We start from the raw sequence: 23,925 nt of genomic DNA, 5'->3' as shown, positions 1-23,925 counted from the left end.
TGGAGGGGTCGGAGCACGTGAGCGACATGCCAGCGGGGGCGGGAGCGCCTGATCACACTGACCGGGGGAACCGTGACGTCCCGGTCCCCGGCGGCGACGGGGGCGCCCCCCGGCACCGGGTCCCGGCGCAGACCGTGGGACCGCCGGTGTGGGTGGGCAGCCCGGCAGGGTCGCTGTACGACTACATCCGGGTGGCCTCGTTCTCCCTCGGCCCGGACGGCCGTATCGACCGGTGGAGCGAGCGCGCCGAGGAGTTCTTCGGCACCCCGGCCGCCGAGGCGATCGGCAAGGACCCGGTCGCCGCGTTCGTGCCCGACGACATGTGGGACCGCGCCCCGGACTACCCGGCGGGCGGCTCCGGCCCGGACTCCGGCGCCGGCTCGATCCTCGACGGCCGCGAGTGGACCGGCCTGGTGCCCTACCGCGACGCCCGCGGCAAGGAGGGGCTGGCCGAGATCTACGTCATGCCCTCCGCCGCCGAGGACGGCGGCCGGGGAGCGGTCTGCCTCGCCGTGGACGTCGCTCCGATGCGCCGGATCGAAACCGACATCGCCTCCTCGCAGGCGGTTTTCGGCCAATCTCCGATGGGCTTCTTCCTGTTCGACACCCAGCAGAGGCTCCTGCGCGTCAACGAACGGTTCGCCACCACCTTCGCCCGGCCCGTCGACGAGTACCCGGGCATGACCCCGCACGACTTCCTGCCCCGGGTGGAGGCCGACCGGCTGACCGCCGCACTGCGCCAGGTCCTCGAGACGGGCACCCCGGTGCTCGACATGCAGCTCGTCGGCACCGCCGCCTCCCAGCCCGGCCGCCGCCGCTGGGCGGTCTCGCTGTACCGGCTGCACAGCGGCAGCGGCCGGGCCATCGGGGTCGCGGCCCTGGCCGTCGACGTCACCGGCCGCCAGCGGGCCGAGCGCGAGGCCGCCAACACCCGCCGCAACCTGGCCCTGCTCAACGAGGCAGGGGCCCGGCTCGGCAACTCCCTCGACCTGGAGACCACCGCCCGCGAACTCCTCGACGTGGCCGTTCCGCACTTCTGCGACGTCGCCGCGGTCGACCTGTACCAGGCGCTGCTCAGCGGCGACGAGGCCCCGGTCGGCGTCGGGGACGCCACCGTCGCCCTGCGGCGGGTCGCCTTCGGCAGCTCCGTCTCCGACGGCCCGCTGTCCGACCTCGGCGAGCCCTGCGCCGAGCGGGTGCGGGTCGGCGCCGTCCACCACTACCCGTTCGACTCGCCGTGCTCCACCGCGCTGCGCACCGCCCAGACCCAGACCGTCGGCGTCAAGGACGGCGACGCCGACGGCATCGCCCTCGGCCCCCTGGTGCAGTCCACGCTGGTGGTGCCGCTGCTGGCCAAGGACACCGTCCTCGGACTGGTGCAGTTCTCCCGTGCCAAGGGCAGCGAACCCTTCGGCGAGCGCGACCGCTCCATCGCCGAGGAGCTGGCCGCCCGCGCCGCCGTCTGCATCGACAACGCCCGCCTGTACCGCCGCGAGCACGAACGCGCCCTCATCCTCCAGCGCAGCCTGCTCCCCCCGGGCAACCCGGAGGCGGCCGGCCTGGACATCGCCTGCCGCTACCTGCCCGGCAACACCGCCACCGAGGTCGGCGGCGACTGGTTCGACGTCATCGAACTGCCCGGCCACCGCACCGCGCTGGTCGTCGGCGACGTCATGGGCCGCGGCCTGCGGGCCGCCGTGGCGATGGGCGAGCTGCGCACCGCCGTGCGCACCCTCGCCCTGCTCGACATGGAGCCCGCCGAGGTCCTGACCGCCCTGGACGAGATCGCCCGCGGCCTGGGCACCGCCTCCGGCGCCCCGGGGGACGGCGGCACCGGCCAGTCCCGCCGGGGCCGCAAGGAGGCGCAGGGCTCGGACCAGACCGAGGTGTACCTCGCCACCTGCGTCTACGCCGTCTACGACCCGGTCTCGCGGCGCTGCACCTTCGCCAACGCCGGCCACCTGCCCCCCGCGCTGCTCCAGCCCGGGGACCGCGCCCTGATGCTCGACGTGCCGCCCGGCATGCCGCTGGGCGTCGGCGGCGAGCCGTTCGAGGAGGTCGAGGTCGAGCTCGCGGACGGCTCCCTCCTCGCCCTCTACACCGACGGCCTGGTGGAGTCCCGCCGCCACCCCCTGGAAAAGGGCCTGCACACGCTGCGCGCCGCGCTGGACGACCCCACCCGCCCCCTTGAGGACATCTGCGACCGCGTCCTGGGCGCGCTGGACACCAACCACGGCGAGGACGACATCGCCCTCCTCACCGCACGGGTCCAGGGGCTGCCCGCCGACTCCGTCGGCGACTGGACGCTCCCGCCGCAGGCCCCCTCGGTCGCCCGCGCCCGGGAACTGGCCCGCGCCAGACTGACCGAGTGGGGACTGCAGGACCTGATCGACACCACCGAGCTGCTGGTCAGCGAACTGGTCACCAACGCGCTGCGGCACGGCGAGGGGGAGATCCGGCTGCGCCTGCTGCTCGACCGCACCCTGGTCTGCGAGGTCTGGGACGCCGGCCTGGTGCAGCCCAGGCGCCGGCGCGCCCGGGACACCGACGAGGGGGGCCGCGGCCTCCAGTTGGTCAGCCTGCTCAGCCAGAGCTGGGGCAGCCGGCGCACCCCGCGCGGCAAGACCGTCTGGTTCGAACTCGACCTGCCCGACGGGGAGTCCTCCCCGACGGACATCGCCGAGGCGCTGCTCAGCATGTTCTGAGGCCGGGCGCGTCCTGAGACCGGTCACGTTCCGGGAGGCCCCGGGCCCGGGGTCAGGGCGCGTGCCGGTCCGGGTCCTCCGGAGGGGCCTCGCCGCCGCTGGGCTCGAGGACCGGGTCGTAGGGGGCGTCGTCGGGCATCGCCGCCGCCCCGGGCGGCACCTCGTGCGGCTGCCCCGGGGCGCTCCCCGGCGGCAGGCCCAGGCTGCTCGCCAGCTGCTCGGCGTCCTCGCGCAGCCGGAGCAGGTCGGGGTCCTCGCCCAGCCGGCGCTCCAGCCGCTCCAGGCTGTGGAACAGGTCCCGCAGGTCGTGCCGGGCCGCAGCCCGGGGGTTCTGCACGGACATGGACGCTCACCTCCGACGGAGCCGGGACGCGGCTCCCGCGCACGGGACGGCCGCACGCGGGGCGCGGGGCCCGGGGCGGGGCGCGGGTGCCGCCGTCACCAGTCTTCTCCGGGGCGGGGCGCGCCGCAACGCGCGGGTGCCCCCGGGGCCGCGCGGCCGCCCGCCGGGGCGTTCCCGCGCGGGCGGCCGCGCGAGTGACGAAGGTCGCACCGGGCGGCGTCCCCCCAGGACGGGCGGCCGCGGGGCCCGTTCCCGGGCCCGCGGACGTGGGCGGGGGCGGTCCCGGGCGCCGTACCATGGATCAAAGCCGAGGCGGGCACCGCCCGGCGGGCGGCCGGAACCAACGCCACACGCCGCGTCCCACGATCCGAGAGAAGCGCACCAAGCCCTATGCCCACGCGCCACGACATCCGCAACGTCGCCATCGTCGCTCACGTCGACCACGGCAAGACCACGCTGGTCGACGCCATGCTCAAGCAGGCCGGTGCCTTCGCCGCCCACCAGCACCTCGACGAACGCATGATGGACTCCGGCGACCTCGAGCGCGAGAAGGGCATCACCATTCTCGCGAAGAACACCGCGGTCAAGTACCACCCCAAGGGCGGCGGCGACCCGATCGTCATCAACATCATCGACACCCCCGGCCACGCCGACTTCGGCGGCGAGGTCGAGCGCGGCCTGTCGATGGTCGACGCGGTGGTCCTGCTCGTCGACGCCTCCGAGGGCCCGCTCCCGCAGACCCGCTTCGTGCTGCGCAAGGCGCTCCAGGCGCGCCTCCCGGTCATCCTGTGCATCAACAAGACCGACCGCCCGGACTCGCGGATCGACGAGGTCGTCAACGAGACCTACGACCTGTTCCTGGACCTGGACGCGGACGAGGAGCAGATCGAGTTCCCGATCGTCTACGCCTGCGCCCGCGACGGCATCGCCTCGCTGACCAAGCCGGCCGACGGCACCGTCCCGTCCGACAGCGACAGCCTGGAGCCGTTCTTCTCCACGCTGCTCGAGCACGTCCCGGCCCCGTCCTACGACGAGGGCGCGCCGCTGCAGGCCCACGTCACCAACCTGGACGCCGACAACTTCCTCGGCCGCATCGCGCTGCTGCGCGTGGAGCAGGGCGAGCTGAAGAAGGGGCAGACCGTCGCCTGGATCAAGCGCGACGGCACGGTCTCGAACGTCCGCGTCACCGAGCTGATGATGACCGAGGCGCTCACCCGCAAGCCCGCCGAGAAGGCCGGCCCGGGCGACATCTGCGCCGTCGCCGGCATCCCGGACATCATGATCGGCGAGACCCTGGCGGACCCGGAGAACCCGGTCGCGCTGCCGCTGATCACGGTGGACGAGCCCGCGATCTCGATGACCATCGGCACCAACACCTCCCCGCTGGTCGGCAAGGGCGGCAAGGGCCACAAGGTCACCGCCCGCCTGGTCAAGGACCGCCTGGAGCGCGAGCTGATCGGCAACGTCTCCCTGCGCGTGCTGCCCACCGAGCGCCCCGACGCCTGGGAGGTCCAGGGCCGCGGCGAGCTGGCGCTGGCCATCCTGGTGGAGACCATGCGCCGGGAGGGCTTCGAGCTGACCGTCGGCAAGCCCGAGGTGGTCACCAAGGAGATCGACGGCAAGGTCCACGAGCCGGTCGAGCGCATGACGATCGACTCGCCCGAGGAGCACCTGGGCGCCATCACCCAGCTCATGGCCTCCCGCAAGGGACGCATGGAGACCATGACCAACCACGGCTCGGGCTGGGTCCGCATGGAGTGGATCGTCCCCTCCCGCGGCCTGATCGGCTTCCGCACCGAGTTCCTCACGCAGACCCGCGGCACGGGCATCGCGCACTCCATCTTCGAGGGCCACGAGCCCTGGTTCGGCGAGCTGCGCACCCGCAACAACGGCTCCCTGGTCGCCGACCGCGCCGGTGCGGTCACCGCCTTCGCTATGACCAACCTGCAGGAGCGCGGCGTGCTGTTCGTCTCCCCGGGCACCGAGGTGTACGAGGGCATGATCGTCGGCGAGAACTCGCGCGCGGACGACATGGACGTGAACATCACCAAGGAGAAGAAGCTCACCAACATGCGGTCCTCGACCGCCGACGTCACCGAGTCGCTGGTCCCGCCGCGGCTGCTCTCGCTGGAGCAGTCCCTGGAGTTCTGCCGCGACGACGAGTGCATCGAGGTGACCCCGGAGACGGTGCGCATCCGCAAGGTCGTCCTGGACCAGAAGGAGCGCGGCCGCGCCGCGGCGCGGGCCAAGCGCTGACCCCGGCCGGCCCGGTCCCGGACGCCCCGCGGGGCGTCCGGGACCGGGCCGGAACCCTCCGGCCAGGGATTTCCCTCGGTTTTCGGGTCGGCCCTGCCCCTCCGCTCCCGCGGAGGGGTAGGGTTTTTTTGGATGCGCCTTTCTACGCGCATAAACGGTGGGCATTCGCCCCGTTACCTTGCGTCCGCATATCGGACGTCACTGTTCGCTCTCACTGTTAACAGTCCGTTTCGTGGCTGTCTGTCTGGTTCCGTTTGTCCGGATTTCGAGACTTGGGCGCGTCCGGTGTGATGAAAACGAGACCCTACGGGTGTAGCTCATTCAGATGAACGTGCCCGATAGTTGGAGCCGTTGAGCTCGGGTCAATTGGGTCACGCGCTTTGGGGGGTGCTGACTCAACGAGCACGGAAGACCGGACGGTCCGTCAGGGGTGGCGGGCCGGGGGCCGGGCTTCTTCCACGTTCGGCTATGTAGAACCTCTTGAGGAGGCAACCCATGCGCGGTGCCAAGAGCGCCAAGTTCGTTGCGGGGGCGATTGTCGTCGCACTGGCCGCGACTGCCTGTGGCAGTGGCGACGGCGAGGACAAGAAGAACACGGGCTCGGGCAAGCCCGCCGGCTACGTCTCGATCGACGTCGGCGAGCCGCAGAAGCCGCTGATCCCGGCCGACACCAACGAGAGCAACGGCTCTTACGTCATCCAGTCGCTGTTCACGCAGCTCCTGGACTTCGACGCCAAGGGCGAGATCGTCTACACCAACGCCGAGTCGGTCACCACCGAGGACTCGAAGACCTGGACGGTCAAGCTCAAGAGCGGCTGGAAGTTCCACAACGGCGAGGCCGTCACCGCGCAGTCGTACGTCGACGCGTGGAACTGGTACGCCAACATCAAGAACAACCAGCAGAACTCCTTCTGGTTCGCCGACATCGCCGGCTACGACGACGTGCACCCGGAGAAGGGTGACCCCAAGGCCGACAAGATGTCCGGCCTGAAGGTCGTGGACGAGACCACCTTCACCGTCGAGCTGAAGGACCGCGTCCCCTACTTCAACTACAAGCTGGGCTACACCACCTTCGCCCCGCTGCCGAAGGTCTTCTACGACGACCCGAAGGCGTTCGGCCAGAAGCCGGTCGGCAACGGCCCGTACAAGTTCGAGAAGTGGACCCACAAGAAGCTGATCCAGGTCCAGGCCTGGGACGACTACAAGGGCCCGAACAAGGCTGCCAACAAGGGCATCCAGTTCAAGAACTACTCCTCCCTCGAGGCTGCGTACCAGGACGTCGTCTCCGGCAACCTGGACATCATCCGCCAGGTCGGCCCGACGGACCTGCCGAAGTACAAGCAGGACCTCGGCAAGGGCGCCATCGAGGAGCCCTACGCGGCCATCCAGACGCTGACCCCGGCGTTCTACTCCAAGACGTTCAAGGACGTCGACCCGAAGGTCCTCCAGGGTCTGTCCATGGCGATCGACCGTGACACGATCACGAAGACCGTCCTGAACAACACCCGGACCCCGGCGACGAGCTTCACCCCGCCGCAGGTCAAGGGCAACCAGGAGCTCGACACGGACATCTTCACCTACGACCCGAAGAAGGCCAAGGCCCTCATCAAGGAGGGTGGCGGCGTCCCGGGCAACAAGGTCTGGATCCAGTACAACACCGACGGCGGCCACAAGGAGTGGGTGACCGCGGTCTGCGAGTCGATCCGCAACGCCACCGGTGTGGACTGCGTCGGCGACGCGAAGCCGGACTTCGCCACCGACCTCGAGGCGCGTGACAACGACGAGGTCAAGTCGATGTACCGCGGCGGCTGGGTGGCCGACTACCCGGTCAACGTGAACTTCATCAAGGAGCTGTACCACACCAACGCCGAGTCCAACAACGGCCGCTTCTCCAACAAGAAGATCGACGCCAAGATGGCCGAGGGCGACAAGGCGGAGTCCCTGGAAGAGGCCGTGAAGGCCTACCAGGAGGTCGAGAAGCTCCTGGTCAAGGAGATGCCGGCCATCCCGCTGTGGTACTACCGCATCAACGGCGGCCACGGTGAGAACGTCGACAACGTCAACGTCGACTTCCACGGTGACATCGAGCTGCCCCAGGTCAGCGTCAAGTAAGCGAGCCTGCGGGTCACACCCTCACTCGGCCGTCAGTCCGCCGCCGGCCGTCCGGTCGGCGGCGGAAGGCCGCGGGACCGTCGCTCCGGGGCTTTCCCGGCCTTGCGGGCCCCATGGGATCCCCATGGGGCCCGCACGGGGGTCTCCCCCACGGTCCCCGGCTGCAGTTACCCCACACGGAGGCACCCATGGGGCGTTATGTCGCACGACGACTGCTCCAGATGATCCCGGTGTTCATCGGGTCAACCTTGCTGATCTTCCTCATGATGTACGCCCTGCCCGGTGATCCCGTGAGGGCGCTCATGGGAGAACAGGCGTTCGATCCGAGCGTGGTCGAAAACATCAGGCGCGACCTCGGACTGGACCTGCCGATCTGGCAGCAGTACGCGAACTACCTGGGCGGCCTGGTCCAGGGCGATTTCGGCACCGAGATCGCGAGCCAGCGCCCCATCGCGGACATCATTGCCGAGGCGTTCCCGGTCACCATCCGCCTCACCCTCTTCGCGTTCACCTTCACGGTGCTCGTCGGCATCGGCCTCGGTGTGATCGCCGGCCTCCGCCCGGACTCCGTCCGCGACCGCGGCCTGCTCACCCTCACGCTGGTGCTGATCTCCATGCCCTCCTTCGTGCTGGGCTACCTGATGCAGTACTTCTTCGCGTTCCAGCTCCAGCTGACGACGCCGACGGTGCAGGACTCCGAGAGCATCGGCGACCTGTTCCTGCCCGCGATCGTCCTGGGCTCGCTCTCCCTCGCGTACGTGGCCCGGCTGACCCGTACGTCGATGGCGGAGAACCTCAGGGCCGACTACATGCGCACCGCGGTGGCCAAGGGCCTGCCGCGCGGCCGGATCGTCGGCGTGCACCTGATGCGCAACTCGCTGATCCCCGTGGTCACCTTCCTCGGCACCGACATCGGCAACCTCATGACCGGTGCCATCGTGACCGAGAGCATCTTCAACGTGCAGGGCGTCGGCGACGCCATCTTCGAGGCCCTGACCCGCAGGGAGGGCGCCACGGTCGTGGGCATCGCCTCGCTGATCGTGATCGTCTACCTCCTCACCAGCCTGCTCGTCGACCTGCTTTACGCGGTCCTGGACCCGAGGATCCGGTATGCCTGAGAAGACCGCTGACAAGGTCGAGACGACCGTCGCGACCGACCCGGCACCGGGCGCGGCCGCCACCGAGGCCGCACCGGCCTCGGCGAAGGCGCGCAGCCTCTGGTCCGACGCCTGGAACGACCTGCGCCGGAACCCGCTCTTCCTGGTCTCCGCCGTGCTGATCCTGCTGCTGCTCGTCCTCGCGGCGGCGCCGGGCCTGTTCACCAGCGCCTCGCCGCGCGACGCCGACCTGGCCAAGCACTTCCTCCAGCCCCCGAACTGGGGCAACTTCTTCGCCGCCGACTGGCTCGGGTACGACGGCCAGGGCCGCTCGATCTACGCCCGCGTCGTCTACGGGGCCCGCGCCTCGATCATGGTCGGTATCGGCGTGACCCTGCTGGTCGCGGTCCTCGGCACCGCGGTCGGCATGATCGCCGGCTACTTCGGCGGCTGGCTCGACAGCGTGCTGTCCCGCGTCACCGACGTCTTCATGGGCATCCCGTACCTGCTCGGCGCGCTGGTCGTCCTCACCACCTTCGAGGAGCGCAGCGTCTGGGTCGTCATGCTGGCCATGGCCTTCCTCGGCTGGACGCAGATCGCCCGCGTCGCCCGCGGCTCGGTGATCACCATCAAGCAGGCCGACTACGTCGTCGCGGCGAAGGCGCTCGGCGCCTCCACCACGCGCATCCTGATGAAGCACATCCTGCCCAACGCGCTCGCCCCGATCATCGTGGTCTCGACCATCGCGCTCGGCGGCTACATCGCGGCGGAGGCCACCCTGTCGTTCCTCGGTGTCGGACTCGCCGAGCCGACGGTCTCCTGGGGCGTGGACGTCTCCACGGGCCGGCAGCAGCTGCGCAACGCACCGTACGTGCTGATCATCCCCTCGGTGATGGTCTCGGTCACGGTGCTCTCGTTCCTCATGTTCGGCGATGCGGTCCGCAACGCCCTCGACCCCAAGCTGCGCTGAGGGAGGCGTACGTGACCACCACTGCCAAAACAGCGGACGTTCCCGCGCCGCGCCAGGACGGCGACTTCGAGGGCCCGCTCCTCGAGGTCCGCGACCTGCACGTGGAGTTCGTGACCCGTGACGGGGTCGCCAAGGCCGTCAACGGCGTCAACTACACCGTCGGCGCGGGCGAGACGCTCGCCGTGCTCGGCGAGTCCGGCTCCGGGAAGTCGGTGACCGCCCAGGCGATCATGGGCATCCTCGACATGCCGCCCGGGCGGATCCCCAAGGGCGAGATCTTCTTCCGCGGCCAGGACATGCTGAAGATGTCCAACGAGGAGCGGCGGAGGATCCGCGGCCGGAAGATCGCGATGATCTTCCAGGACGCGCTGTCGTCGCTGAACCCGGTGCTGAGCGTGGGCTACCAGCTCGGCGAGATGTTCCGGGTCCACCAGGGCCTGTCCAAGAAGGACGCCAGGGCCAGGGCGATCGAGCTGATGGACCGGGTGCGGATCCCGGCGGCGAAGGAGCGGGTGGGCGACTACCCGCACCAGTTCTCCGGCGGCATGCGCCAGCGCATCATGATCGCGATGGCGCTGGCCCTGGAGCCGGACCTGATCATCGCGGACGAGCCGACCACCGCGCTGGACGTCACCGTGCAGGCCCAGGTCATGGACCTGCTCGCGGAACTGCAGCGCGAGTACAACATGGGCCTGATCCTGATCACCCACGACCTCGGCGTCGTCGCCGACGTCGCGGACAAGATCGCGGTGATGTACGCGGGCCGGATCGTGGAGACCGCCCCGGTGCACGAGCTGTACAAGCGGCCCGCGCACCCCTACACCCAGGGCCTGCTCGACTCGATCCCGCGCCTGGACCAGAAGGGCCAGGAGCTCTACGCGATCAAGGGCCTGCCGCCCAACCTGACGCGCATCCCGTCCGGCTGCGCCTTCAACCCGCGCTGCCCCAAGGCGCAGGACGTCTGCCGCACGGACGTCCCGCAGCTGTACCCCGTGACCGAACGGGACGGTGCCGAGCTGGCCGGCCGCGGCAGCGCGTGCCACTTCTGGAAGGAGACGATCCATGGCTGAGCTCGACAAGAAGGACGAGCCGGCACGGAACGCCGTGGACGAGACTCCGAACGTCACCGCCGTGAACACCGTGGAGGCCCGTTCGGAGGCCGAGGCGGTCGTGGCACTCGACGCGCCCGTCGACCGCGGCGAGCCGATCCTGCAGGTGCGGAACCTGGTCAAGCACTTCCCGTTGACGCAGGGGATCCTGTTCAAGCGGCAGGTCGGTGCGGTCAAGGCCGTGGACGGGATCTCGTTCGACCTGTACCAGGGTGAGACGCTGGGCATCGTGGGCGAGTCCGGTTGCGGCAAGTCGACGGTGGCGAAGCTGTTGATGATGCTGGAGCGGGCGACCGCGGGGGAGGTGTTCTACAAGGGTCAGGACATCACGAAGCTGTCGGGGCGGGCGCTGAAGGCGGTGCGCCGCAACATTCAGATGGTGTTCCAGGACCCGTACACCTCGTTGAACCCGCGGATGACGGTGGGCGACATCATCGGGGAGACCTTCGAGATTCATCCGGAGGTGGCGCCGAAGGGTGACCGGCGGCGGAAGGTCCAGGAGCTGCTGGACGTGGTGGGGCTGAATCCGGAGTACATCAACCGGTATCCGCACCAGTTCTCGGGCGGTCAGCGGCAGCGGATCGGGATCGCGCGGGGTCTGGCGCTGAATCCGGAGATCATCATCTGTGACGAGCCGGTCTCCGCGCTGGACGTCTCCGTGCAGGCGCAGGTGATCAACCTGATGGAGAAGCTGCAGGACGAGTTCGACCTGTCGTACGTGTTCATCGCGCACGACCTGTCGATCGTGCGGCACATCTCGGACCGGGTGGGGGTGATGTACCTGGGGAAGATGGTGGAGATCGGTTCGGACGAGGAGATCTACGACCATCCCACGCACCCGTACACGCAGGCGTTGTTGTCGGCGGTGCCGGTTCCGGATCCGGAGGCGCGTGAGGGGCGGGAGCGGATCATCCTGTCCGGGGACGTGCCCTCGCCGGCGAATCCGCCGTCGGGGTGCCGGTTCCGTACCCGGTGCTGGAAGGCGCAGGACAAGTGCGCCACCGAGGTGCCGCTGCTGGCGGTGCCGGAGCGGTTCAAGGACACCGACTCCCCGGTCGCCCACGAGAGCGCCTGCCACTTCGCCGAGGAGAAGGACGTGGTCCACGCGGCGTAGGCAGCTTTCCCCGGGCCCACAACCCGACAGGGCGCGCCCCGGACCACGAGGTCCGGGGCGCGCCCTGTCCCCTTTCCGGGTGCGGGCGGATCCGGCAACAGGGGGGTTCCCGGGGGGTTTCTCGCGCCCGGCCCGCGTGTACGGCACGGTCCGCGCGGCGCGTGGCACATCGTGGGGTGTCGTCCGGGCCCGGCAGGCCCGGCGGGTTCCGAGGAGGCACTCCTTGACTTCCTCTCCCTCCTGAAGGAGGGGGATTCCTACGGCTCGCGCCGTGGGGGTTTCTGCTTCATCGCCGACTGCCCGCCCGGAGTTCTCCGTTGAGGTCTTACACCAGCTCCACAGACGGACGCCGTCAGCCCGACGGCCAGAATGTTCTTCGCCGCGTTCACGTCCCGGTCGTGGGTCGTCCCGCAGTCGCACGTCCACACGCGGACGTTCAGCGGCATCCCCTCCCGCAGGCTGCCGCAGGCGGAGCACAGCTTGGAGGAGGGGAACCAGCGGTCGATCGCGATCACTTCGCGGCCGTACCACCGAGCCTTGTACTCCAGCATGCTCCGGAACTCCGACCAGGCCGCATCGCTGATGGCCCTGGCCAGCTTGCCGTTCTTGACCATGTTCCGAACGGCCAGGTCCTCGATCACGATCGTTTGGTTCTCACGAACGAGTCGAGTGGTGAGCTTGTGCAGGTGGTCACGCCTGCGGTCGGCGATGCGGGCGTAGACCTTGGCGACCTTCCGGCGCGCCCTGGCCCGGTTCGCGCCGTCGCCCTCGGCCTTGCGGGCGAGCTTTCGCTGGGCCTTGGCCAGGCGCGCGCGGTCACGCCGCTCGTGCCGGGGGTTGGAGACCTTCTCCCCGGTGGAGAGGGTCAGCAGGTGGTCGAGTCCGGCGTCGATGCCGACGGCCGTGTCCGTGGCCGGGTACGGCTGGACGGAGGGGTCCTCGCACAGCAGGGACACGTACCAGCGTCCGGCCGCGTCCTGCGACACCGTCACCGTGGACGGCGACGCGCCCTCGGGAAGCTCGCGGGACCAGGCGATGTCGAGCGGTTCCGCCATCTTCGCCAGGGTCAGCCCGCCGTCCCGGAACCGGAACGCGCTGGTGGTGTACTCCGCCGACTTCCGCGACTTCTTCCGCGACTTGAAACGCGGGTACGCGGCCCTCTGGCCGAAGAAGTTGGCGAACGCCGCCTGGAGGTGCCGGAGGGCCTGCTGGAGCGGCACGGAGGAGACGTCGTTGAGGTAAGCGAGTTCCTCGGTCTTCTTCCAGGCCGTCAGCATCGCCGACGTCTGGTTGTAGTTCACCCGTTCCTGTCGTGTCCACGCCTCCGTGCGCGCCGCAAGGGCCAGGTTGTAGACCTTCCGCACGCAGCCGAACGTGCGGGACAGCTCGGCTGCCTGCGCATCGGTCGGATAGAAGCGGTACTTGAACGCCCGCTTCACATGGACGGTCTTCACGGTTCACAAATTACCGCATCAATTTGTGACGGGCTGCGACCGGCCGGGGGTGGACGCCGGTCCGCCCTGGCGGCGAACCGGCTTTCCTTGCCCTGCTCCGCAGGGGTTTCGTTTCCTCCCCGCCCTGAAGGACGGGGGTCCACGAAAGGACCACAGATGAGCGCGACCGCGCGAGCCGCACGGGCCGCGACCGCCGCCGCCCTCGCCGTGGCGGCCGCCGCCTGCGGCGGGGGGAGCGCGGCGGACACCGAGGGCGTGGTCCGGGCCTCCTGGGGCGACCCCCAGAACCCCCTCGAACCGGCCAACACCAACGAGGTGCAGGGCGGCAAGGTCCTCGACATGATCTTCCGCGGCCTCAAGCGCTACGACCCGGTCACCGGCAGGGCCGAGAACATGCTGGCCGAGTCGATCGAGACCGAGGACTCGCAGACCTTCACCGTCAGGATCAAGGACGGCTGGACCTTCTCCAACGGGGAGGAGGTCACCGCGGACTCCTTCCTCGACGCCTGGAACTACGGCGCCCTGGTCGACAACAAGCAGGTCAACTCCTACTTCTTCCAGTACGTCGAGGGGTACGAGCAGGTCCACCCCGAGTCCGGCCGGCCCCGCGCGAAGAAGCTCTCCGGCCTCACCCGGATCGACGGGCGCACCTTCCGGGTCCGGCTGAGCCAGAAGTTCTCCGGCTGGCCCGACACCCTCGGCTACCCCGCCTTCGCCCCCCTGCCCCGGGCGTTCTTCGACGACCACGACGCCTGGCTGGCCAGGCCCGTCGGCAACGGCCCCTACCGGGTCGAGTCCTACGAACGCGGCTCGGTGATGAGACTGCGCCCCGATCCCGACTACCCCGGCGACGACCGCGCCGCCAACGACGGGGTGGACCTGCGCGTGTACACCGACAACGTCTCCGCCTACACCGACCTGCAGGCCGGCAACCTCGACGTCGTCGACGACGTCCCGGCGAGCCGGCTCCGCAACGCCGAGTCCGACCTGGCCGGCCGGTACGTCGACCAGCCCGCCGGCATCATCCAGACCCTCGTCTTCCCCCTCTACCGCGAGGAGTGGAACGCCGAGGGCGCCGAGAAGGTGCGCCGCGGCATCTCCCGCGCGATCGACCGCGAGACGATCACCCGGCAGATCTTCGCCGGGACCCGCGTCCCCGCCACCGACTGGACCTCGCCGGTCCTCGGCCGCGACGGCGGGCACCGGCCCGGCCTGTGCGGGGACGCCTGCGACTACGACCCTGCCGCGGCCAGGAAACTGGTCGCCGCCGGCGGCGGTATCCCCGGAGGGCGGATGACCATCACCACCAATACCGACACCGGCTCCCACCGGCAGTGGGTGGACGCGGTCTGCCACAGCATCAACAAGGCGCTGGAGAAGGAGAACGCCTGCGTCACCGCCCCCGTCGGCACCTTCGGGGACTTCCGCAGCCGCGTCGTCGGCAACCGGATGCCCGGCCCGTTCCGCGCCGGCTGGCAGATGGACTACCCGCTGGTCCAGAACTTCCTCCAGCCGCTGTACTACACCGGCGCCTCCTCCAACAACGGCGGCTACAGCAGCCGCAGGTTCGACACCCTCGTCGACCGGGCCAACGCCGAGACCGACCCGGCCGCCGCCGTCGGCCTCTTCCAGGAGGCGGAGCGGGTCCTCGCCGAGGACATGCCGGCCGTGCCGCTGTGGTACCAGAACGGCAGCGCGGGCTGGTCCGAGCGGGTCTCGGGCGTACGGCTCAACCCGTTCAGCGTCCCGGTCTTCGAACAGATCACGGTCAACGGCCAGTCCTGAGGAGACCTCCATGGGCCGCTACGTCGTACGGCGTCTGCTGCAGATGGTGCCGGTGTTCGCCGGGACGACCTTCCTGGTCTTCTTCATGGCGCACGCCCTCGGGGACCCGGTCGCGGCCCTCTTCGGCGACCGCGCCCCCGACCCGGCCACCGCCGCCCGCATCCGCGCCGAACTCCACCTCGACGAACCGCTGGGAACGCAGTACCTGCTCCACATGGGCGGGATCCTCACCGGCGACCTCGGCACCGCGTTCAACGGCCGGCCGGTCACCGAGCTGATGGCCGAAGCCTTCCCCGTCACCCTCCGGCTGACCCTGGTCGCCCTCGTGATGGAGACGGTCGTGGGCATCGCCCTCGGGGTGGCGGCCGGGCTGCGCTGCGGCCGCCGGGCCGACACCGCGGTGCTCGCGGCCACGCTGCTGCTGATCTCCGTCCCCACCTTCGTCAGCGGCCACCTGCTGCAGTACCTGCTCGGCGTGGAGTGGAACCTCGTCGCCCCCGCCGTCCCCACCGACGCGTCGCTGACCGACCTGCTCCTGCCCGGCCTGGTGCTCGCCCTGGTCTCCCTGGCCTACGTCACCCGCCTGACCCGCGCCTCGATCGCGGAGAACGTCCGCACCGACCACGTGCGCACCGCGGTCGCCAAGGGGCTGCCCCGCCGCAGGGTGGTCACCCACCACCTGCTGCGCAACTCCCTCGTCCCCGTCGTCACCTTCCTGGGCGCCGACCTGGGCGTCCTGATGGGCGGGGCCGTCGTCACCGAGCGGATCTTCAACATCCACGGCGTCGGCTTCCAGCTCCACCAGGGCGTCCTGCGGCAGAACACGCCCACCGTCGTCGGCTTCGTGACCGTCCTGGTGCTGGTCTTCCTGCTCGCCAACCTGCTCGTCGACCTGCTCTACGCGGTCCTGGACCCGAGGATCCGCCATGTATGACCCGACCTCCCGCCCGGGCCCGACAGTCCTCACCGTCACCGGCCCGGCCCCCGGCCGAACCCCGGGCCGGGGGTCGGGCAGGGCAACCGGCGGCGCCCCGGGACGGCCCCGGGGCCTGTGGTCCGACGCCTGGCACGACCTGCGCCGCAACCCCGTCTTCGTCGTCTCCGCGCTCATGATCGCCTTCCTGGTGGTGATCAGCCTGTGGCCGGGCCTGATCACCACCCACAGCCCCTACGACTGCGACCTGGCCGACTCGCAGGGTGGCGCCTCGCCCGGACACCCCTTCGGCTTCACCACCCAGGGCTGCGACGTCTACACCCGTACCGTCCACGGCGCCCGCGCCTCGGTGGCCGTCGGCGTCTGCGCCACCGTCGGCACCGCCCTGCTGGGCGCCGCCGTCGGCGGGCTGGCCGGCTTCTCCGGCGGCTGGGCGGACGCGGTCCTCTCCCGGATCGGCGACGTGTTCTTCGGCATCCCCGTGATCCTCGGCGGCCTGGTCCTGCTGTCCGTCGTCGAGAACGGCTCCCTGTGGTCCGTCGTCGGCCTCATCGTCCTGCTCGGCTGGCCGCAGACCGCCCGCATCGCCCGGGGCGCGGTCATCACCGCGAAGCAGAACGACTACGTCCTGGCCGCCCGGGCGCTGGGCGCCTCCGGGCCCCGGACGCTGCTGCGGCACATCGCCCCCAACGCCGTCGCCCCGGTGATCGTCGTCGCCACCGTCTCCATCGGCACCTGCATCGCGCTGGAGGCGACCCTGTCCTACATCGGCGTGGGGCTGAGGCCTCCCACCGTCTCCTGGGGCATCGACATCTCCGAGGCCTCCGACCAGGTCCGCAACGCCCCCCACATGCTCCTGTGGCCCGCGGGCGCACTGAGCGCCACCGTGCTCGCCTTCATCATGCTGGGCGACGCGGTCCGCGACGCCCTCGACCCGAGGCTGCGCCGAGGAGGGCGTACGTGACCACTACGGAGAGAACCGCGGGCGCCACCGGCCGGCGCGTCGAGGACGGGAGCGGCGTGCCCCTGCTGGAGGTGCGCGACCTGCACGTGGAGTTCCGCACCCGCGAGGGCGTGGCCAGGGCCGTCAACGGCGTGAACTACTCCGTCGGCGCGGGCGAGACGCTCGCGGTGCTCGGCGAGTCCGGCTCCGGGAAGTCGGTGACCGCTCAGGCGATCATGGGCATCCTGGACACGCCTCCGGGGCGGATCCCCAAGGGCGAGATCCTCTTCCGGGGCCGTGACCTGCTGAAGGCGTCGCCCGAGGAACGGCGGAAGGTGCGCGGCCGGAAGATCGCGATGATCTTCCAGGACGCGTTGTCGTCGCTGAACCCGGTGCTGAGCGTGGGCTACCAGCTCGGCGAGATGTTCCGGGTGCACCAGGGCCTGTCCAGGAAGGACGCCAGGGCCAGGGCGATCGAGCTGATGGACCGGGTGCGGATCCCGGCGGCGAAGGAGCGGGTGGGCGACTACCCGCACCAGTTCTCCGGCGGCATGCGCCAGCGCATCATGATCGCGATGGCGCTGGCCCTGGAGCCGGACCTGATCATCGCGGACGAGCCGACCACCGCGCTGGACGTCACCGTGCAGGCCCAGGTGATGGACCTGCTCGCGGAACTGCAGCGCGAGTACGACATGGGCCTGATCCTGATCACCCACGACCTCGGCGTCGTCGCCGGCGTCGCCGACAGGATCGCGGTGATGTACGCGGGCCGGATCGTGGAGACCGCCCCGGTGCACGAGCTGTACAAGCGGCCCGCGCACCCCTACACCCAGGGCCTGCTCGACTCGGTCCCGCGCCTCGGCCCCGCCCCGCACCCGGGCTCCGGAAGGCGGGAACTCCGTGTGATCAAGGGCCTGCCGCCCGACCTGACGCGCATCCCGTCCGGCTGCGCCTTCCACCCGCGCTGCCCCCGGGCGCGGGAGATGTGCCGGGTCGGCGAGCCGCTGCTGTACCGGGTCCCCGGGGAACGGCGGAGCGCCTGCTACTTCTGGAAGGAGGTCGTCGGTGACTGACGGACGCGAGCCGGTCCTGCAGGTGCGGAACCTGGTCAAGCACTTTCCGTTGACGCAGGGGATCCTGTTCAAGCGGCAGGTCGGTGCGGTCAGGGCCGTGGACGGGATCTCGTTCGACCTGTACCAGGGTGAGACGCTGGGCATCGTGGGCGAGTCCGGTTGCGGCAAGTCGACGGTGGCGAAGCTGTTGATGATGCTGGAGCGGGCGACCGCGGGGGAGGTGTTCTACAAGGGTCAGGACATCACGAAGCTGTCGGGGCGGGCGCTGAAGGCGGTGCGCCGGAACATTCAGATGGTGTTCCAGGACCCGTACACCTCGTTGAACCCGCGGATGACGGTGGGCGACATCATCGGGGAGACCTTCGAGATTCATCCGGAGGTGGCGCCGAAGGGTGACCGGCGGCGGAAGGTCCAGGAGCTGCTGGACGTGGTGGGGCTGAATCCGGAGTACATCAACCGGTATCCGCACCAGTTCTCGGGCGGTCAGCGGCAGCGGATCGGGATCGCGCGGGGTCTGGCGCTGAATCCGGAGATCATCATCTGTGACGAGCCGGTCTCCGCGCTGGACGTCTCCGTGCAGGCGCAGGTGATCAACCTGATGGAGAAGCTGCAGGACGAGTTCGACCTGTCGTACGTGTTCATCGCGCACGACCTGTCGATCGTGCGGCACATCTCGGACCGGGTGGGGGTGATGTACCTGGGGAAGATGGTGGAGATCGGTTCGGACGAGGAGATCTACGACCATCCCACGCACCCGTACACGCAGGCGTTGTTGTCGGCGGTGCCGGTTCCGGATCCGGAGGCGCGTGAGGGGCGGGAGCGGATCATCCTGTCCGGGGACGTGCCCTCGCCGGCGAATCCGCCGTCGGGGTGCCGGTTCCGTACCCGGTGCTGGAAGGCGCAGGACAAGTGCGCCACCGAGGTGCCGCTGCTGGCGGTGCCGGAGCGGTTCAAGGACACCGACTCCCCGGTCGCCCACGAGAGCGCCTGCCACTTCGCCGAGGAGAGTGCCACCACGGCGCGGCCCGGAGCCGCACGTGCATCCGCGACCAGGGGGTAGGGGCTGCGCATGACGGAAAAAGTGATGGTCTTCGCCCCGATCCCGCTGCTCACGGTCACCGTCGAGGAGCAGCAGGACGGCACACCCGACATCCACGTCCACTCCGGCGGCCAGGGCGTGTGGCAGGCCCGGGTCCTGGTCGCACTCGGCGTCGACACCGTGCTGTGCGGGACCTTCGGCGGGGAGAGCGGCCCGATCGCCCGGCAGCTCATCGAGAGCGAGGGCATCACCGTCCACCCGGTCGTCCGGCAGGGACGCAACGGCACCTATGTCCACGACCGCCGCGGCGGCAGCCGCAGCACCGTCGCCGAAACCCCCGGCGACCCCCTCACCCGGCACGACCTGGACGACCTGTACAGCGTGGCGCTCGCCGAGGGGCTCAAGGCGGACACCTCCATCCTCTCCGGCCCGGCCGACCCCTCCCTGGTGTCGCCCGAGACCTACCGCAGGCTCACCAACGACCTGCGGGCCAACGGCGGGAAGATCGTCGTCGACCTGTGCGGCGACCTGCTCCGCGCCTGCCTGCAGGGAGGGGTGGACCTGCTGAAGATCAGCCACGAGGAGGTGATCGCCGACGGCCGGGCCGACGACGACGACCCGGAGCAGCTGGTGGCCGCGATGCGCGCGCTCAGGGACGAGGGGGCGGACACCGTCCTGGTCTCGCGCGCGGACAACCCGGCGCTGGCCCTGATCGGCGACGAAATCCTCCAGGTGCCGCTGCCGAGGATGGAGGTGGTCGAGCCGCGCGGCGCCGGCGACTCCATGACCGCCGGCATCACGGCGGCCCTGGCCCGCGGCACCGACCCGAAGGAGGCGGTCCGCTTCGCCGCCGCGGCGGGCGCGCTCAACGTCACCCGGCACGGCCTGGGCACCGTCCACGAGGAGGCCGTGCGCGAGCTGGCCCGCCGCATCGAGCTGGAGCCCTACCGCCCCGGCACCTCCTGACCGCCGACGCCCCCTTCCGGAACATCCGGACCTGCACCTTTCGCGCGGACGCTAACGGAGTGGACGCATGGTCGAGGTGGTGCCATCATGGCGCCATGAAACGCATCAACCTGCGGGACGTCCCGGACGAGACCTACAGGACGCTGGCCGAGTGCGCCGAGGCCAACCGGCAGTCACTGAACGCCTACGTCGTGGACCGGTTGACCGAGGTTGCCAAAACCGCCAACATCGCTGCCTACCTCGATCTGTACGAGCCGCCGGCAGACACGGGCATAAGCGTCGACGACGCTGTTGCCGCCGTGCGCGCCGTGCGGGAGGAGAGGTGAGTCTCACCGTCGTCGACGCTTCTGTCCTCGCCTCGTTCTACGCCGTCGGTGACCGCCGGAACGGGTCCATCGTCGCTCGCCTTGCAGCAGGTGACGCCCTGTACGCCCCGGTGCACCTCGACGTGGAGGTGGTCTCGGCATTGCGCGGCATGGCCCGCAGGAACCCGGAACTTGAGGCTGCTGTTCCCCGGGCACTCAAGCACTTGGCCGCTTTCCCGATCCGCAGGGTGCCTCTCGCACAACTCCTCGGACGCATGTGGCAGATGCGCGGCAACGTCACGCCGTACGACGCCGCATACGTGGCGTTGGCCGAACAGCTCGGGGGCACCCTCCTCACCTGTGACGCGAAGCTCGCCGGAGCCGGAGGGATCCACTGCACCGTCGAGGTGATCGGCTGAGGGGCTCTGTTTCTGCTCCGGCGGGGCCGAGTGCCGTCAGGGGGACGTGCCGGGGTGGGGTTCGGTGGTCGGGGCCGGGTCGAGGACGACGTCCCCGCCGCGGGCCGCGGTCGTCGGCTCCTCCGGGAAGTGGCAGGCCGTCAGGTGCCCCTCGGCGTCGCCCTCCAGGCGGACCAGGGGAGGGGTCTCGGCGGCGCAGCGCTCCCGCGCCTTCCAGCACCGGGTGCGGAAGCGGCACCCCGACGGCGGGTCGGCCGGCGAGGGCACGTCCCCGGCGAGACGGATCCGCTCGCGGACACTGCCCCCGCCTCCCTCCCCGTCCGGCCCGGGCCCCGCGCCGTCCCGGGCGACGGGCTCGGGGACCGCGGAGAGCAGGGCGTGGGTGTAGGGGTGGCGGGGGCGGGAGTAGACCGAGTCCCGGTCGCCCACCTCCACGATCCGCCCCAGGTACATCACGGCCACCCGCTGCGAGAAGTGCCGCACGACCGCCAGGTCGTGGGCGATGAACACGAACGCCACGCCCAGGTCGCGCTGCACCTCCCGCAGCAGGTTGACCACCTGGGCCTGCACGGAGACGTCCAGCGCCGAGACCGGCTCGTCGGCCACGATCAGCCGCGGGTTCAGCGCCAGCGCGCGGGCGATGCCGATGCGCTGCCGCTGGCCGCCGGAGAACTCGTGGGGGAAGCGGTTGACGTGGTCGGGGCTCAGGCCGACGGTCTCCAGCAGCTCGCGGACCCTCCGCCCGCGCCCGCCGGGCGGGTCGATGCCGTTGACCTCCATCGGCCCCCCGACGATGGTGCCCACCGTCTGCCGGGGGTTCAGCGAGGAGTACGGGTCCTGGAAGACCATCTGGATCTCGGAGCGCACCGGCCGCAGCCGCCGGCGGCCGAGGCGGGTGATGTCCAGGCCGCGGTAGGTGATGGTGCCGGCCGTCGGCTCGGTCAGGCGGGCGATCATGCGCCCGGTGGTGGACTTGCCGCAGCCGGACTCGCCGACCAGCCCGAAGACCTCGCCCGCGTGCACGGTCAGGTCGACGCCGTCGACCGCGCGGACCGCGCCGACCCTGCGCCGCACGGGGAAGCCGGCCATGACGGGGAAGTGCTTGGCCAGGCCCTCGACCCTCAGCAGCGGCTCCCCGCGCCCGGCGCCGCGCCCGGCGGCCCCGAGGTCTGCGCGGGCGGTGGTGTCGCCTTCCACGGCGCTCCCTCCTCGGTTCACGGCCGGCCCGGCCGGGGCCGGGCCTCCTCGGCGAAGGCGGTCCGCCTCTGCCGCTCGGTCAGGTGGCAGGCGGCGCCGCGCCCGGCGGGCAGGACCGGCCGCTCGGTGCGGCAGCGGTCCCCGCCCTCGACCCGCCCGGAGAACGCGCACCGCGGGAGGAAGGGGCAGCCCCGCAGCGGGCCGCCCCCGTCCGGGGCGCGGGAGCCGTCCGCGGGGTGGGGGACGAGCAGGCTCGGCGGGGCGCCCGGGATCGGGACCAGCGGCTCCTCCGGGTCGGAGGACAGCCGCGGCACCGAGTCCAGCAGGCCCCGGGTGTAGGGGTGCTGCGGGTCCCGCAGCACCTCCCGCACGGGGCCGCGCTCCACGGCCCGCCCCGCGTACATCACCAGCACGTCGTCGGCGGTGCCGGCCACCACGCCCAGGTCGTGGGTGATCAGGACGACCGCGGAGCCGAACTCCTGCCTCAGGTCCCCCAGCAGGTCGAGGATCTGCGCCTGCACGGTCACGTCGAGCGCGGTGGTCGGCTCGTCCGCGATCAGCAGCGACGGGTTGCACACCAGCGCCATCGCGATCACCACGCGCTGCCGCATGCCGCCGGAGAACTGGTGCGGGTAGTCGTCGACGCGCCGGGCGGGCTGCGGGATGCCGACCCTCCCCAGCATCTCGACCGCGCGCAGGCGCCCCTGACGCCGGCTCGCACCGGTGTGCCGGACGAACGGCTCGGCGATCTGCCGGCCGACCGTGTGGTACGGCGAGAGCGCGGTCAGCGGGTCCTGGAAGACCATGGCCACCCGGTTGCCGCGCAGCCGCTCCAGCTTCTTCTCCGGCGCGCCGGTCAGCTCGTGCCCGTCGAGCAGGACCTCGCCGGTGACCGAGGCGGTCCGGCGGTCGTGCAGGCCCATGAGGGCCAGGGCGGTCACCGACTTTCCGGAGCCGGACTCGCCGACGACGCCCAGGGTGCGCCCGCGCTCCAGGCCGAAGGAGAGCCCGTCGACCGCGTGGACGGTGCCGTCCTCGGTGGAGAAGCGGACCCGCAGGTCGCGCACGGACAGGAAGGGCTCCGGCGTGCCCGCGGCCCCGGCGGGTGCGTTCACGCGCTGCTCCCTGCGTCCAGGCGCACCCGCGGGTCGATCAGCGCGTACGCGGCGTCCACGACGATGTTGCACAGCAGGATCAGGGCGGAGGAGAAGAGCATCACGCCCATGATCATGGGGAGGTCGATGTCGATCACCGAGTCGACGGCCAGCCGTCCCAGGCCGGCCAGGCCGAAGGTGAACTCGGTGATCATCGCGCCGCCGAAGAGCGACCCCAGGTCCATGCCGAAGATGGTGACGATCGGGATCAGCGAACCGCGCCAGGCGTACCGGAAGAAGACCGTCCTGCCCGGCATCCCCTTGGCCCGGGCGGTGCGCACGTGGTCCTCCTGCAACTGCTCGATCAGCGTCGAGCGGGCCATCCGGGTGTAGTTGGCCGTGAAGATCACGGCCATCACGCACCAGGGGATCAGCAGGCCGGTGAACCAGCCGGCCGGGTCCTCGGTGAGGGGCACGTACGAGGGGGAGGGCAGGAGCCCGGTGCCGTAGACGAGCACGCCGAGCACGACCGGGCCCAGGAAGTAGATCTGCATCGAGCTGAGCACCAGCGACACGGAGCTGACCACCTTGTCCGTGGCCGTGCCGCGCCGCGCGGCGGCGATCATGCCCGCGCCCAGCCCCACCGCCAGGAAGACGACGGCGCCGCCGACGGTCAGGGACGCCGTGGTCGGGAAGCGGTCCGCGAGGGTCTCGAACACCGGCCGGTCGTTGGCGAAGGAGTACCCGAAGCAGGGGGCCGGGCAGGGGCCCGCGGCGAATTCGCGGCCGGTGACGATCCCCGTCATGAAGGCGGCGTACTGCAGCGGGACGGGGTCGTCCAGCCCGAGGTTGCGGTGGATGAGCGCGACCGCGTCCGCCGTGCAGTTCTTGCCGCAGGCCAGCAGGGCCGGGTCCTGCGGGATCGAGAAGAACAGGAAGAAGGTGAAGGCGCTGATCAGCAGGAGGACGGCGGCGGCGCCGAGCGTCCGGCGCACCAGGAACCGGAGCAC

Annotated in this window: 20 protein-coding genes; 15 read left to right on the top strand and 5 right to left on the bottom strand. The window is 70.8% G+C overall.

Annotated features, from left to right (window positions below; all coding sequences use genetic code 11):
• Positions 1-26 precede the first annotated feature (26 nt).
• Positions 27-2,705: a SpoIIE family protein phosphatase gene (locus GQS52_RS09140; protein WP_182316321.1), complete on the top strand. Its 2,679-nt coding sequence runs from the start codon at positions 27-29 to the stop codon at positions 2,703-2,705.
• A 52-nt stretch (positions 2,706-2,757) separates the two neighbouring features.
• Here the strand turns inward: GQS52_RS09140 and GQS52_RS09135 are convergent, their stop codons facing one another.
• On the bottom strand, positions 2,758-3,048 hold the full coding sequence (locus tag GQS52_RS09135; protein WP_182312915.1) for a hypothetical protein: 291 nt from the start codon (positions 3,046-3,048) through the stop codon (positions 2,758-2,760).
• A 390-nt stretch (positions 3,049-3,438) separates the two neighbouring features.
• On the opposite strand from GQS52_RS09135, the gene typA reads away from it, so the two are divergent.
• The 6 genes from typA to GQS52_RS09105 all read left to right on the top strand — a co-directional run bounded on the left by typA (position 3,439) and on the right by GQS52_RS09105 (position 11,706).
• Positions 3,439-5,304, top strand: a complete 1,866-nt coding sequence (typA, locus tag GQS52_RS09130) for a translational GTPase TypA (RefSeq protein WP_182312914.1) — start codon at positions 3,439-3,441, stop codon at positions 5,302-5,304.
• A 495-nt stretch (positions 5,305-5,799) separates the two neighbouring features.
• Positions 5,800-7,416, top strand: a complete 1,617-nt coding sequence (locus tag GQS52_RS09125; RefSeq protein ID WP_182312913.1) for an ABC transporter substrate-binding protein — start codon at positions 5,800-5,802, stop codon at positions 7,414-7,416.
• A 188-nt stretch (positions 7,417-7,604) separates the two neighbouring features.
• Positions 7,605-8,534, top strand: a complete 930-nt coding sequence (locus GQS52_RS09120; protein WP_182312912.1) for an ABC transporter permease — start codon at positions 7,605-7,607, stop codon at positions 8,532-8,534.
• On the top strand, positions 8,527-9,483 hold the full coding sequence (locus GQS52_RS09115) for an ABC transporter permease (protein WP_182312911.1): 957 nt from the start codon (positions 8,527-8,529) through the stop codon (positions 9,481-9,483). The genes GQS52_RS09120 and GQS52_RS09115 overlap by 8 nt, the downstream gene beginning before the upstream one ends.
• Before the next feature lie 11 nt (positions 9,484-9,494).
• Positions 9,495-10,553 carry an ABC transporter ATP-binding protein gene (locus GQS52_RS09110; protein ID WP_182312910.1) on the top strand — a complete coding sequence of 353 codons (1,059 nt, stop codon included), beginning with the start codon at positions 9,495-9,497 and terminating at the stop codon, positions 10,551-10,553.
• Positions 10,546-11,706, top strand: coding sequence for a dipeptide ABC transporter ATP-binding protein (locus GQS52_RS09105; RefSeq protein ID WP_182312909.1), 1,161 nt, complete (start codon positions 10,546-10,548; stop codon positions 11,704-11,706). The genes GQS52_RS09110 and GQS52_RS09105 overlap by 8 nt, the downstream gene beginning before the upstream one ends.
• A gap of 257 nt (positions 11,707-11,963) precedes the next feature.
• Here the strand turns inward: GQS52_RS09105 and GQS52_RS09100 are convergent, their stop codons facing one another.
• Complete coding sequence (locus GQS52_RS09100) at positions 11,964-13,160, bottom strand: RNA-guided endonuclease TnpB family protein (RefSeq protein ID WP_182312908.1); 1,197 nt, start codon at positions 13,158-13,160, stop codon at positions 11,964-11,966.
• A gap of 156 nt (positions 13,161-13,316) precedes the next feature.
• On the opposite strand from GQS52_RS09100, the gene GQS52_RS09095 reads away from it, so the two are divergent.
• The 8 genes from GQS52_RS09095 (at position 13,317) to GQS52_RS09060 (ending at position 20,624) form a co-directional block, all read left to right on the top strand.
• A complete protein-coding gene (locus GQS52_RS09095) occupies positions 13,317-14,945 on the top strand; it encodes an ABC transporter substrate-binding protein (protein WP_182312907.1) in 1,629 nt (542 codons plus the stop codon).
• Positions 14,946-14,955: 10 nt separating this feature from the next.
• Positions 14,956-15,879 (top strand): ABC transporter permease, encoded by a 924-nt coding sequence (locus GQS52_RS09090; RefSeq protein ID WP_182312906.1) that lies wholly within the window; start codon positions 14,956-14,958, stop codon positions 15,877-15,879.
• Entirely contained in the window at positions 15,872-16,843 is a 972-nt protein-coding gene (locus GQS52_RS09085; protein WP_182312905.1) for an ABC transporter permease, read from the top strand. Before GQS52_RS09090 ends, GQS52_RS09085 begins: the two co-directional genes overlap by 8 nt.
• Before the next feature lie 56 nt (positions 16,844-16,899).
• Positions 16,900-17,895, top strand: coding sequence for an ABC transporter ATP-binding protein (locus GQS52_RS09080; protein ID WP_259371077.1), 996 nt, complete (start codon positions 16,900-16,902; stop codon positions 17,893-17,895).
• On the top strand, positions 17,888-18,955 hold the full coding sequence (locus GQS52_RS09075) for a dipeptide ABC transporter ATP-binding protein (protein WP_182312903.1): 1,068 nt from the start codon (positions 17,888-17,890) through the stop codon (positions 18,953-18,955). Before GQS52_RS09080 ends, GQS52_RS09075 begins: the two co-directional genes overlap by 8 nt.
• Positions 18,956-18,964: 9 nt before the next feature.
• The gene (locus GQS52_RS09070; RefSeq protein WP_220472749.1) at positions 18,965-19,900 is read left to right on the top strand and encodes a PfkB family carbohydrate kinase; all 936 of its coding nucleotides are present in this window, start codon (positions 18,965-18,967) and stop codon (positions 19,898-19,900) included.
• Positions 19,901-19,995: 95 nt separating this feature from the next.
• Complete coding sequence (locus tag GQS52_RS09065; RefSeq protein ID WP_182312902.1) at positions 19,996-20,226, top strand: hypothetical protein; 231 nt, start codon at positions 19,996-19,998, stop codon at positions 20,224-20,226.
• Positions 20,223-20,624, top strand: coding sequence for a type II toxin-antitoxin system VapC family toxin (locus GQS52_RS09060; protein ID WP_182312901.1), 402 nt, complete (start codon positions 20,223-20,225; stop codon positions 20,622-20,624). Before GQS52_RS09065 ends, GQS52_RS09060 begins: the two co-directional genes overlap by 4 nt.
• A gap of 36 nt (positions 20,625-20,660) precedes the next feature.
• Here GQS52_RS09060 and GQS52_RS09055 read toward each other — a convergent pair whose 3' ends face one another.
• The 3 genes from GQS52_RS09055 to GQS52_RS09045 all read right to left on the bottom strand — a co-directional run bounded on the left by GQS52_RS09055 (position 20,661) and on the right by GQS52_RS09045 (position 23,925).
• On the bottom strand, positions 20,661-21,713 hold the full coding sequence (locus tag GQS52_RS09055) for an oligopeptide/dipeptide ABC transporter ATP-binding protein (RefSeq protein WP_182316319.1): 1,053 nt from the start codon (positions 21,711-21,713) through the stop codon (positions 20,661-20,663).
• Positions 21,714-21,838: 125 nt separating this feature from the next.
• Positions 21,839-22,936: an ABC transporter ATP-binding protein gene (locus GQS52_RS09050; RefSeq protein ID WP_182312900.1), complete on the bottom strand. Its 1,098-nt coding sequence runs from the start codon at positions 22,934-22,936 to the stop codon at positions 21,839-21,841.
• Positions 22,933-23,925, bottom strand: coding sequence for an ABC transporter permease (locus GQS52_RS09045; RefSeq protein WP_182312899.1), 993 nt, complete (start codon positions 23,923-23,925; stop codon positions 22,933-22,935). Before GQS52_RS09045 ends, GQS52_RS09050 begins: the two co-directional genes overlap by 4 nt.

Source organism: Streptomyces sp. SCUT-3 (genome assembly GCF_014083985.1).
GTDB classification, from domain to species: domain Bacteria; phylum Actinomycetota; class Actinomycetes; order Streptomycetales; family Streptomycetaceae; genus Streptomyces_H; species Streptomyces_H thermolineatus.
This window is presented reverse-complemented; position numbering and strand designations above follow the sequence as displayed.